Here is a 12,854-nt window from a genome sequence, read left to right on the forward strand (position 1 = left end):
CTCTTTCGAGACTCTTTTTATTGAATGTATTCGCTTAAACAAACGAACTCTTTGCTTTTACTTAAGCCACTGGCAATGGTGGTGGCGTTGCTGGGCCATCTGTCGGTTTTACATCAACAATAGGGTTTTCAGCAATATAAACTTTCGGTGGTTGTGGCTCACGACCTTCCATGATGTCACGGATTTGGTCACGGTCAATGGTTTCCCATTCCATCAAAGCTTTTACCATTGCATGTGCAATATCTTTACTATTTTCAAGGATATCACGAGCAACCTTATATTGTTGATCTAAGATACGGCGAACTTCTTGGTCAACTTGTTGTTGCGTTGCTTCAGAAATAGTACGACTACCTACATTACCGAAGAAACCACTTTGGTTTTCGTCTTCATAGACCATCACACCCATTTTTTCAGACATACCGTACTTGGTCACCATCGCACGTGCAAGTTTCGTAGCACGTTCGAAGTCATTAGAAGCACCTGTCGACATTTGGTTAATGAAGACTTCTTCTGCAATACGACCACCAAATAAGATTGAAAGTTCATTCAACATCTTGTCTTTATAATGGCTTGTTTGGTCATGTTCAGGTAACTGCCAAGTCACACCAAGTGCCCAACCACGCGGCATAATTGTTACTTTATGCACTGGGTCTGTACCTGGTAATGTTTCCGCAACAATCGCATGACCTGCTTCATGATAAGCCGTCGCACGACGTTCTTCTTCACGAATCACCATCGATTTACGTTCAGGCCCCATATACAACTTGTCTTTTGCATCTTCAAAATCATGCATATCGACAGTATTCTTGTTACGACGTGCAGCAAATAAAGCTGCTTCATTCACAAGATTTGCCAATTGCGCACCAGAGAAGCCTGGAGTACCACGTGCAAGGACTTTAACGTCAACACCTGTTACAGAAGGCAATTTCTTCATATGCACATTTAAAATCTGCTCACGACCTTTAATGTCTGGAAGACCAACCATCACTTGACGGTCAAAACGACCTGGACGAAGCAATGCTTTATCAAGTACATCTGCACGGTTTGTTGCAGCAATAACAATAATACCTTCATTGCCTTCAAAACCATCCATCTCTACAAGCATTTGATTCAGTGTCTGCTCACGCTCATCATGACCACCACCTGTGCCTGAACCACGATGACGACCGACTGCATCAATCTCATCGATAAAAATGATACATGGCGCATGACGTTTTGCTTGTTCAAACATGTCACGGACACGTGATGCACCCACACCAACGAACATTTCTACAAAGTCAGAACCCGAAATACTAAAGAACGGAACTTTTGCTTCACCAGCAATGGCTTTAGCAAGTAAAGTTTTACCCGTACCTGGAGGACCAACCATCAATACGCCTCTAGGAATTGTTGCACCTAGACGCTTGAATCTTGAAGGGTCTTTTAAGAAATCTACAATTTCAACAACTTCTTGTTTTGCTTCATCACAGCCGGCAACATCAGCAAATGTCACTTTGATTTGGTCTTCTGAAAGCATTTTTGCTTTCGACTTACCAAAACTCATTGGACCATTTTTACCGCCTGCCCCACCGCCCATGTTACGCATAAAGAACATGAACAATAAAATAATTAATAGCACTGGGAAGCTGGCAATAAGAAGTTGCATCAATAAACCTTGACGCTGCGGAGCAGTACCTTCAACAACTACATTATTTTTAGTCAGACTCGGCATAAGTTCAGTGTCTTCAACTTGAGGACGAACACTTTCGAACTTAGTACCATTGGTTTTTTCACCACTGATTTGTAAGCCATCAATTGTGACTTGTTTAATCTGACCTGCATTCACCGCCGAGATGAATTCAGAATAATTCATCGCAGATGGCTTACTGCGGTCACTGAGATTACTGAAGATCAGGATCAGCACACCCAGTATTACAAGCCACAATACGGCATTTTTGAAGTAATCGCTCAAAGCTTTATTCCCATATATAACTATTTTTGACCAGGCTCAATCTTGCTTGATCGTAACAAAAAGCGAGTAATGAATTTCGCAATAAATTTTAAAAACGTACAAAATGCACAATTTTTAACAACTTGGCAAGCATTTGTTGGCAATTCACCACAATCTATGAACATACCTTAAAACGCTAACTATGGCGAAACTTTTTTACGACCTTGTCCAATTAAAAAGACTTCTTTTGAACGTGTACGAGAAGCAGCGGGTTTTGATGTTTTTAATACAACAAAACTGTCCACAACTTGCTTTCGGAATTCATCAAAACCTGTTCCTTGGAAAACCTTTACCACAAATTGCCCTTTAGGTCCTAAAACCTTATTGGCAAAATCTAGTGCAAGTTCACACAAGTAAATTTGGCGAGGTTGATCGACTGCCTTATTACCAGATGTATTGGGGGCCATATCCGAAATTACAACGTCTACTGTGCGTCCATTTAAAAGATTTAACAATTTTTCGAAAACTTCTTCTTCACGGAAATCACCTTGTAAAAAGGTAACATCAGGTAAAGCGTCCATTTCTAAAATATCCGAAGCAATCAACAACCCTTTAGAACCCACCAGTTTGCCCGCAATTTGCGACCAACTCCCTGGTGCAGCACCTAAGTCGACAACTGTCATACCGGGCTTAATAATCTTATATTTTTCTTGCATTTCAAGCAGTTTATAAGCTGCACGAGCACGATAGCCTTCCTTCTGCGCTTTTTTCACATAAGGATCATCTAAATGCTCTCTCATCCAATCACGACTACTTTTAGATAACTTTTGGTTGGTGATGCGTGTAGCCATAACTCTCTTGATACAAATTAATAATTCACTCTTGATTGTACGTGAAAAACATTCTCATTGCAGTATCCATGTAGATTTATATCATCAGATCGTCATCTATTTTTTTTAATGTACTTCATCGATTATTTATACAGAATTTACAGCGCAGTGATATGGCTTTTGCTATACTAGGCCGTTTTTAAAATTAGGTTATTTTTTATGGCGAATCTCTCTATCCAAGAACGTAAACGTTTACGCCAAATCGGACATGCTTTAAACCCAGTGGTAATGCTTGGTGATAAAGGCTTGACTGAAAGTGTTATTGAAGAATTAAGCCGTGCTTTAAATGATCATGAATTAATTAAAGTTCGTGTTGGCGGTGAAGATCGTGCGGTACGCACAGCGACAATTACTTCAATTGCTGAAGCAACTGGATCTCAAGTTGTCCAAATGATTGGTAAAATTGCTTTGCTTTACAAAAAAGCACCAAAACAGAATCCTAAGTTATCTAATTTAGTTCGCTTTGCTCAACTTTCAAATTAAGAACTACTTTCATGGCAAGTTACGAGCTAAATGCTTTTGATCGTCGTTTTCAAAGTATTTCATTAGTTGCTGCAATTGAGCAAATCACGCCTTATTCTTTGAATGTCGGTTTTTGGTTACGCGATCCAAATCAGTTCATGATTTATCCCGAAATGCTTTCATCGAATCCTCGGATGGATTTTTTGTGGGAAAAGACTTGTTTTGAGATTTTTGTTGGCGTGAAAGGCGAAGATTATTATCGTGAGATTAATCTTTCTCCTTCTGAAGCTTGGCAAGCGTATCAGTTTGAAGAATATCGTTATCCTGAAAATACACCACCCATCGCTGCGTATGATATAGAGCTTAATAAGCTCAATCGTACACATTATGGTTTGAATGTAACTGTAGATTTAACTGAGTTTATACTAGCCAATAAACTTAAGTGGTCTGATTTATATTTAGGTTTAACTGCTGTGTTAGATACCACACAAGGGCAACATTTCTTTGCCATGCAACACAGTGGGCGACAAGCCGATTTCCACAATAAACGAGATTGGTTACATACATTTTAAATAAAAAAAGTGAGGCACTTGACCTCACTTTTTTATTGTCACTTCACACTCAAATGACCAGTGTAAAAGCATTACAAATTTTATTGTTTAGTGGTGACTTTGTGCCAAATTTCTAAAGTATGTTCTTTTGAACGCTTTAAAGTTTCAGTCAATTGCACTTTATGTTTGCTTGAAATTTGCGAAACATCTTCACGAATTTCTTTACCTACTTCAGTCAATTCTTTCACTAAAAGACTCAATTCTGATTTCACAAAGTCAGCCAATTCGACTAAATCGTGTTGAGATGTCGATAATTGCGATTTAATCCCATCCAAACGTTGAACTAAATCTTGTTTAAAGTTTTGTACTTGATCCTGAACTTGTTCATTTAATTGTTCAGCTTCTGCCGTAAGTTTAGTTTTAGTTTCAACGACAGCCTCAGTCACTTTTTGCTGTGTTTCTTTACCTAATTTTTCTAAATTTTCCGCAGTTTCAGTTACAACTTCTTTTAATGCTGCTGTATCTTTTGTCACTTTTTTTGTAACGCTTTCTTTAGCTGTGGTCATATTGGTTCCCCTTCAAATGTGAGTCGCTAAGATAACGCGAAAAGATAAATTTTAGATTTTGATTTGTCTAACAATTATTAAATACTTACAATTTCAATAAGTTCATTTACAAAGCAGAATTTATGATAAATAGCAAGCCATTTATCTTACATATTCACCCTAAATAAAATAGACTTGTCAGATCTTCGTGCGTATAATTCCCTGTTAAGTTATAAGCGAGCAGACATAGGAGGGTAGGATTTAATTAGCCTTCCTTTTTTTTCGTCTTCTCGCTTTTTTTACAGCCCTATTTTGTGGTTTTAGTTCAGGAGCTATGGTTTGAGCACCCCCGCCATTTTAGCCCTTGCTGACGGTACTATTTTTAAAGGTATATCGATCGGCGCTACGGGAAATACGACTGGTGAAGTCGTTTTTAATACTGCCATGACTGGTTATCAAGAAATTTTGACTGACCCGAGTTATGCACAGCAACTTGTAACTTTAACCTATCCACACATCGGCAATACTGGATGTAATGATGAAGACGCTGAATCAGGTCGAATTCATAAAGTATGGGCGAATGGCTTAATCATTCGCGACTTACCGTTATTACACAGCAATTTCCGTTCGACTCAGTCTCTTGGCGAATATTTACAACAACATAATGTCGTTGCCATTGCAGATATTGATACACGTAAGTTGACCCGTATTTTGCGTGATAAAGGTGCGCAAAATGGTTGTATTCTTGCTGGTGAAAACATTACCGAAGAAGAAGCAATTGCAAAAGCACGTGCATTTGGCGGCTTAGACGGTTTAGACCTTGCCAAAGAATGTTGTGACCCTGAAGGTTTTGAATGGACTGAAGGTTCTTGGACATTAGGCAAAGGTTTTTCTCAACCAGAACTTAAATTCCATGTTGTTGCATATGATTATGGTGTTAAAACCAACATCTTACGTATGCTTGCAGACCGCGGTTGTAAATTAACTGTTGTTCCTGCACAAACTTCTGCTTCCGATGTACTCGCACTGAATCCAGATGGCGTATTCTTGTCCAATGGTCCTGGTGATCCAGCTGCATGTGATTATGCCATTGAAGCAGTAAAAACCATTGTTGATGATGCACGTAATATTCCAGTATTCGGAATTTGCTTAGGTCATCAAATTCTTGCTTTGGCAAGTGGTGCAAAGACTGTAAAAATGCCACATGGTCACCATGGTGCAAACCATCCTGTACAAAACCTTGAATTGGGTACAGTGATGATTACTTCTCAAAACCACGGTTTCGCTGTTGATGCAGAGACTCTTCCAGCTACGTTAAAAGCAACGCACAAATCATTGTTCGATCAAACCTTACAAGGGATTCATCGTACAGATAAACCAGCGTTTAGCTTCCAAGGTCATCCTGAAGCAAGCCCTGGCCCACATGACTGTGCGCCTTTGTTCGATCATTTCATCGAACTTATCGAAGCATCTAAGAAGTAATTAAGGAAGCGATCATGGCTAAACGTACAGACATTAAAAGCATCTTAATTATTGGTGCTGGTCCGATTGTAATTGGACAAGCATGTGAGTTTGACTACTCAGGTGCTCAGGCATGTAAAGCATTGCGTGAAGAAGGTTACCGCGTTATTTTGGTAAACTCGAACCCTGCAACAATCATGACTGACCCGACAATGGCAGATGCGACGTATATCGAACCGATTACTTGGCAGACTGTTGCGCAAATTATTGAAAAAGAGCGTCCAGATGCTGTCCTCCCAACAATGGGTGGTCAAACAGCATTAAACTGCGCACTTGCACTTGATGCCAACGGTATTTTAGAAAAATACAATGTTGAATTGATTGGTGCGAGCAAAGAAGCCATTGAAATGGCTGAAGACCGTAAATTGTTTGATGATGCGATGCGTCGTATTGGTCTTGAATGCCCACGTGCTGCTGTTGCCAGCAGCATGGAAGAAGCATTTGAGATTCAAGCGAAATTAGGCTTCCCTTCTATTATTCGCCCATCATTTACGATGGGTGGTTCTGGTGGTGGTATTGCTTATAACCGTGAAGAATTCATTGAAATCTGCGAGCGTGGTTTCGATCTTTCTCCAACAAAACAATTATTGATTGATGAATCTTTAATTGGTTGGAAAGAATACGAAATGGAAGTTGTTCGTGACAAAAACGACAACTGTATCATTGTATGTACCATTGAAAACTTTGATCCAATGGGTGTGCATACAGGTGACTCGATCACTGTTGCTCCTGCACAAACATTGACGGATAAAGAATTCCAATTATTACGTAATGCGTCTTTAGCTGTACTGCGTGAAATTGGTGTAGAAACTGGCGGTTCTAACGTACAGTTCGGTATTTGTCCAAATACTGGTCGTATGGTTGTGATCGAGATGAATCCGCGTGTATCGCGTTCATCTGCTCTTGCATCAAAAGCAACAGGTTTCCCAATCGCACGTATCGCTGCGAAATTAGCTGTCGGTTATACCCTTGATGAGTTGAAGAATGACATCACGGGCGGTACTACTCCTGCTTCTTTCGAACCGGCAATTGACTATGTTGTAACCAAGATTCCTCGTTTTAACTTCGAGAAATTCCCACAAGCAGATGCAACTTTAACCACACAGATGAAATCTGTGGGTGAAGTCATGGCGATTGGTCGTAACTTCCAAGAGTCTTTACAAAAAGCGCTTCGTGGTCTTGAAGTTGGCGTGTGTGGCTTTGACGAAAAAATCGAAATCGGTACAGACGGCGCGAAAGATAAAATTTTGCAAGAACTTAAAGTTCCAGGTCCTGAGCGTATTTGGTATATCGCAGATGCTTTCCGTCACGGCTTTAGCTTAGATGAAGTATTTGTTGCAACCAATATCGATAAATGGTTCTTGATTCAAATTGAAGACATCATTAAGTCTGAAGAGCAAATCAAAACTTTAGGTTTTGGCGATTTAAATGCCGACAACATTCGTACATTTAAACGTAAAGGTTTATCGGATCTTCGTATTGCAGATTTGATGGGCATTTCACAGAAGCAATTCCGTAAGCATCGTTGGAACTTGGGCGTAATGCCAGTTTACAAACGTGTGGATACTTGTGCAGCAGAGTTTGAATCTGATACTGCTTACATGTATTCAACTTATGATGAAGAATGTGAAGCGAATCCATCTACCCGTGACAAAATCATGGTCATTGGTGGTGGTCCTAACCGTATTGGTCAAGGTATCGAGTTTGATTACTGCTGTGTACACGCGGCACTTGCAATGCGTGAAGACGGTTATGAAACCATCATGGTTAACTGTAACCCTGAAACCGTTTCTACTGACTATGACACTTCAGATCGCTTGTACTTCGAACCGATTACGCTAGAAGATGTTTTAGAAATCGTACGTATTGAGAAGCCTAAAGGTATTATCGTACAGTACGGTGGTCAAACACCTTTGAAATTGGCTCGCGCTTTAGAAGAAGCTGGTGCACCAATTATTGGTACATCACCAGATGCGATTGACCGCGCAGAAGACCGTGAACGTTTCCAGCAAATGATTCAGCGCCTACAACTTCGCCAACCAAATAACAGCATTGTCAAATCTGCTGAAGAAGGTATGGCTGAAGCATCTAAAGTTGGTTATCCACTTGTTGTACGCCCTTCTTATGTTTTGGGTGGTCGTGCGATGGAAATCGTATATAACGATGATGAATTAAAACGTTATTTACGTGATGCTGTTCAGGCTTCTAACGAAGCACCTGTACTTCTTGACCGTTTCCTTGATGATGCAATTGAAGTTGATGTAGACTGCGTATCTGACGGTAAAGATGTGGTGATTGGCGGTATTATGCAGCACATCGAACAAGCTGGCATTCACTCTGGTGACTCTGCATGTTCGATTCCGCCTTATTCTTTATCTAATGAAGTTCAGGACGAAATGCGTCGTCAAACCGTTGCTATGGCTAAAGAGCTTGGTGTAATTGGTTTAATGAACGTACAATTTGCGGTTAAAGGCACAGACGTTTATATTCTAGAAGTTAACCCACGTGCATCACGTACTGTTCCTTTCGTTTCTAAATGCATTGGTGAATCTTTAGCCAAAGTTGCTGCACGTTGTATGGCTGGACAATCTCTTGAGTCGCAAGGCTTTACCAAAGAGATTATTCCAACTTACTTCTCAGTAAAAGAAGCTGTATTCCCATTCAACAAGTTCCCAGGGGTTGACCCTGTGCTTGGGCCTGAGATGAAATCTACAGGTGAAGTAATGGGTGTAGGTCGTTCATTTGGTGAAGCCTTCTATAAAGCCGTACTTGGCTCGAATGATCGTTTACCAGGTCTTCCGACTGAAGGTGAAGTGAAACATGCGTTCTTGTCTGTTCGTCATTCAGATAAACCACGTGCAGTTGGTATTGCGAAGCAATTGACTGACCTTGGTTTCAAAGTGATTGCAACTGGCGGTACTTATGATGTGATTAAAGCAGCGGGTATTGAGTGCGAACGAGTGAATAAAGTCACTGAAGGTCGTCCTAATATCGTTGACCGCTTGAAAAATGGCGAGATTCACCTCATTATCAACACCACTGAAGGCAAACAAGCACAGCAAGATTCATTCTCGATTCGTCGCTCTGCACTTCAAGGTAAAGTGTATTACACTACGACCCTGAATGGTGCTGAGGCTGTATGTCAGGCATTAGCGATTAAATTGCCAATGGATGTATACCGTTTGCAAGATTTACAAACTGTAGGTTAATTCGTTTATCGAGGAGTCCCGTCACCTCTCGGTGGCGGGCTTTTTGCATTTTTAAACCTATATTTTTATACACAACATAATTTGAGGGACAACAATGAAACGTTATCCTATGACACCAGAAGGCAAGATTGCCTTAGAGAAAGAATTACAACAGCTAAAATCTGTTGATCGTCCACGTATTATTGCAGCGATTGCTGAAGCACGTGAACATGGGGATTTGAAAGAAAATGCAGAATACCATGCTGCTCGCGAGCAACAAGGTTTTTGTGAAGGTCGTATTCAAGATATCGAAGGTAAATTGGGTGCTGTCCAAGAGATTGATGTTAAATCACTCGAACAAAACGGTCGTGTGGTTTTTGGTGTGACTGTGACCATTGAAAACTTAGATACAGAAGAAAAGAAAACCTACAAAATTGTAGGTGATGATGAAGCTGACTTTAAGATCAATAAAATCTCTGTGAATTCACCGATTGCCCGTGGTCTTTTGGGTAAAAGCGAAGGTGATGAAGCAAAAATCACGACACCACAAGGTGAAGTAGAATACGAAATTGTGAAAGTTGAATATCTTTAATGTATAAGCATTAAGATTTCAGTTTCAGCCCCTCTTTTGAGGGGTTTTGTTTTTATATGACCATAAAAAGCAGCTACTCAGATCTAATCAGTCATTGTTAAATTTCTGCATTGTATTAAAGTCTTTATGAATAACAACAATGTAGAACCTATATGAAAGCAGGACGTACAAGCCGAACCGCAGAAGCTGCTGCTGCCCTTCGTGCCAATCACCACCAAAATAGCTCAAATCCTGTATTTTCAGATCCTTATGCTTTTGACATGACCAATGCCCGTTGGCGTAAATTATTGTCCAATCCTATTTTTCGTAAAATACTTAACTCTACCCTACTCAATCAATCTTTGGGTAGACTCGCCGCTCAAGTGGTTGGGCGTTCACGCTATACAGAAGACTTATTAGAACAAGCCATTGTAAAGAACCAAATTCAACAATATGTCTTGGTTGGTGCTGGACTGGATTCCTTTGTTTTACGTTTAGCTGAACAATATCCGCAACTTAAAATATTTGAAGTCGATCATCCTGATACACAAAAGATCAAAATTCATAAGCTAAAGAAACTTGGAACAATTTCAAGTAATGTTGAATTTGTCAGTATTGATTTTGAAAAAGAAAAACTCTCGGATGCTTTATTACGAAGTTCTTTTGAAACGACACAACCTGCATTTTTTTCATGGCTAGGAACAACACATTATTTAACACCTGAAACGACTTTGGCAACCTTGCAAAATATTACCACTATTACAAGTCCGAACAGCGAAATCGTAATGGATTATTCCATAGATTATAAAGAGTTACATGGGATTGAACGGATTGGAAGCTTTGCCATTGCGCAATTTACCCATTTTTTAAAAGAGCCTTTAATGGGGGCTTTTGAATCAAAAAATTTGCATGAAGCTGCTGAAAATATGGGATATATCGTTTTAGAGGACTTATCTGGAACGGATATTACAAAGCGCTATTTTCATAAACGTTCTGATCATATTCGCCATACTGAAGCAACGCATTTAATTCATTTACAGATTGCTTAGACTTTTGACTACAGTCATATAAACTAAGCACACTCTCTCCCTTTGCGCCTAATATGACTGATTCTATTAACTCACCAGTAAAACATTGGTGTGAATTTGAGTTTATTTCTAAAACTGTGAAAAACCCAAATATTCACATTAATGGAAATTATTCTTATTATTCAGCTTATTGGGATCACGGATTTGAGCGTTGTGTAGTACGTTATTTACACGATAAACCACCTACAGCTGAAAAGCCGATTGACCAGTTACACATTGGTAATTTTGTCTGTTTTGGTGCTGAATGTGTGATCATGATGGGTGGAAACCAATTACATCGTACAGATTGGATTTCGGCTTTTCCCTTTGATACACGTAGTTTCGTCCCTGCGGGCGATACGATCATTGGCGATGGTTGTTGGATTGGTAGTCGTGCGATGATTATGCAAGGTGTGACATTAGGTGAAGGTGCAGTTATTGCGACTGGAGCTGTCGTGACGAAGGATGTTCCGCCTTATGCCGTAGTCGGTGGTGTCCCTGCACAGATTATAAAATATCGTTTTTCTGAAGAAGATACTGCAAAACTGCTCTCCCTAAAGTTGTATGGCTTGGATGAAAAGCAGTTTTTAAAGATGCGGGAAGAATTGCAGACGGACGATGTAAAATCCCTTATTAACTATATACAAGAGCCAAACTAAACCTCAGATGATGTGATGTGCGCTAAATTAGTAGGAGGCTTCCACTTGGGAGGTTATAGGCAGCAAACTTGTAAAAGTCCTCTGCCAATTGATTTGGTGTTTTAAAATCCAATCCTTTCTGAAGATATTCACGCACGTATAGCCGTCCTAAATAAATTCACTGAATTAGGCCGACCTCACACCCAAGTTGTCACTTAAATCTGAATAACTTAGGGCAGCTCTAGTTTCTAAAGGCTTTGTTGCACAAACCCATCATTAAATGCTTCTCCAGCAATATAATTATCAAATGAAGAAACCTGGGCCTAAAATCTATCGCACAACAAATTGGTCCTCTTATATGAGCAGTATACTGCGCAAGATTAATAAATAAAGGAAACATCGCCATTTGGTTTGATCCAAAGACTGAGTGGTATGCACAATCACAAGGCAAACAAGGTCGAAATCAAACCTATTCAGATACAGCAATCCAATGTTGTTTAATGATTAAATCATTATTCCGTCTGTCTTTACGTATGGTCACTGGCTTTGTTCAAAGTCTCATTCAACTTTTTGGCTTGGATTGGGCAGCACCAGATTACTCCACCCTTTGTAGAAGACAAAAGCATATTGATATTTCGATTTGCTATCAAAGAAGTAGTGGTGGACTCCATCTACTCATTGACTCTACTGGTTTGAAATTTTTAGGTGAAGGTGAGTGGAAACGTAAGAAACATCAGCCTGAATATCGTCGACAATGGCGTAAATTACATATTGGTATCGATGCTAAGACCTTGCAAATTCGGGCAGTTCAGCTCACTACAAACAACGTCAGTGATTCTCAGGTACTCGGTCATTTACTTAATCAGATTCCACCAGATGTACCAATTGACTCTGTTTGTACCGACGGAGCTTATGATACAAAACAATGTCGAGAAATGATTTCCGATCGGCAAGCTCATGCAGTAATCCCACCCAGAAAAAATGCTAAACCTTGGAAAGATACAAAGATTAGCTCGTTAGAACGCAATGAACTGCTTCGGACAGTTAAACATTTGGGCAGGACTATATGGAAAAACTGGTCTGGCTATCATCGCCGAAGTTTAGTTGAAACCAAGATGCATTGCATCAAATTATTAGGCGATAAATTAACATCAAGGAGTTTCCCTAGTCAGGTGAACGAGATTCATGCACGTGTAGCAGTATTAAATAAATTCACAGAATTAGGTCGCCCTCAAACCCAAGTTGCCACTTAAATTTGGCTCACTTAGGGTGGCTCTGCCTTTCAAGCCTTTGTGCAACAAAGCCATTCTTAAATAATCGCCTGCCAAAAACATCATAACCATAGTCTGTGATTTGACGGTTATATCACTATAAATAATAGTGTTACTAAAATGTAGGGCAGAGTAAAACTTGAAGTGCGACATAAACCACCTAATTAATTTAAAGGGTTTATGGAGTATATAAAATTGTCATACCATCATCTTAACTTTG

Annotated in this window: 10 protein-coding genes and 1 pseudogene; 8 read left to right on the plus strand and 3 right to left on the minus strand. The window is 39.8% G+C overall.

Annotated features, from left to right (window positions below):
• Positions 1-61 precede the first annotated feature (61 nt).
• Together ftsH and rlmE are read right to left on the minus strand one after the other, a co-directional pair.
• Positions 62-1,951: an ATP-dependent zinc metalloprotease FtsH gene (gene ftsH, locus ACG94X_RS15005; protein WP_419384510.1), complete on the minus strand. Its 1,890-nt coding sequence runs from the start codon at positions 1,949-1,951 to the stop codon at positions 62-64.
• 179 nt (positions 1,952-2,130) lie between these two features.
• Positions 2,131-2,781, minus strand: coding sequence for a 23S rRNA (uridine(2552)-2'-O)-methyltransferase RlmE (gene rlmE / locus ACG94X_RS15010; protein ID WP_419384511.1), 651 nt, complete (start codon positions 2,779-2,781; stop codon positions 2,131-2,133).
• A gap of 198 nt (positions 2,782-2,979) precedes the next feature.
• Between rlmE and ACG94X_RS15015 the strand changes: the two genes are divergently transcribed.
• Together ACG94X_RS15015 and ACG94X_RS15020 are read left to right on the plus strand one after the other, a co-directional pair.
• Positions 2,980-3,303 carry a YhbY family RNA-binding protein gene (locus tag ACG94X_RS15015; protein WP_419384512.1) on the plus strand — a complete coding sequence of 108 codons (324 nt, stop codon included), beginning with the start codon at positions 2,980-2,982 and terminating at the stop codon, positions 3,301-3,303.
• 11 nt (positions 3,304-3,314) lie between these two features.
• Positions 3,315-3,854 carry a DOMON-like domain-containing protein gene (locus ACG94X_RS15020; RefSeq protein ID WP_419384513.1) on the plus strand — a complete coding sequence of 180 codons (540 nt, stop codon included), beginning with the start codon at positions 3,315-3,317 and terminating at the stop codon, positions 3,852-3,854.
• An 80-nt stretch (positions 3,855-3,934) separates the two neighbouring features.
• Here ACG94X_RS15020 and ACG94X_RS15025 read toward each other — a convergent pair whose 3' ends face one another.
• Positions 3,935-4,399, minus strand: a complete 465-nt coding sequence (locus tag ACG94X_RS15025) for a lipocalin/fatty-acid binding family protein (RefSeq protein WP_419384514.1) — start codon at positions 4,397-4,399, stop codon at positions 3,935-3,937.
• A gap of 318 nt (positions 4,400-4,717) precedes the next feature.
• Between ACG94X_RS15025 and carA the strand changes: the two genes are divergently transcribed.
• From carA to ACG94X_RS15055, 6 genes and pseudogenes are all read left to right on the plus strand, one after another.
• Entirely contained in the window at positions 4,718-5,860 is a 1,143-nt protein-coding gene (gene carA, locus ACG94X_RS15030) for a glutamine-hydrolyzing carbamoyl-phosphate synthase small subunit (RefSeq protein ID WP_419384515.1), read from the plus strand.
• Positions 5,861-5,874: 14 nt separating this feature from the next.
• Positions 5,875-9,108 carry a carbamoyl-phosphate synthase large subunit gene (carB, locus tag ACG94X_RS15035; RefSeq protein WP_419384516.1) on the plus strand — a complete coding sequence of 1,078 codons (3,234 nt, stop codon included), beginning with the start codon at positions 5,875-5,877 and terminating at the stop codon, positions 9,106-9,108.
• A 94-nt stretch (positions 9,109-9,202) separates the two neighbouring features.
• Entirely contained in the window at positions 9,203-9,679 is a 477-nt protein-coding gene (gene greA, locus ACG94X_RS15040; RefSeq protein WP_419384517.1) for a transcription elongation factor GreA, read from the plus strand.
• Positions 9,680-9,831: 152 nt separating this feature from the next.
• Entirely contained in the window at positions 9,832-10,707 is an 876-nt protein-coding gene (locus ACG94X_RS15045) for a class I SAM-dependent methyltransferase (protein ID WP_419384518.1), read from the plus strand.
• Positions 10,708-10,760: 53 nt separating this feature from the next.
• Positions 10,761-11,384, plus strand: a complete 624-nt coding sequence (locus ACG94X_RS15050) for a CatB-related O-acetyltransferase (protein ID WP_419384519.1) — start codon at positions 10,761-10,763, stop codon at positions 11,382-11,384.
• 286 nt (positions 11,385-11,670) lie between these two features.
• Positions 11,671-12,616 (plus strand): annotated as a pseudogene (locus ACG94X_RS15055) (IS5 family transposase).
• The last annotated feature ends 238 nt before the right edge of the window (positions 12,617-12,854 follow it).

Source organism: Acinetobacter psychrotolerans (assembly GCF_048552595.1).
Taxonomy (GTDB): domain Bacteria; phylum Pseudomonadota; class Gammaproteobacteria; order Pseudomonadales; family Moraxellaceae; genus Acinetobacter.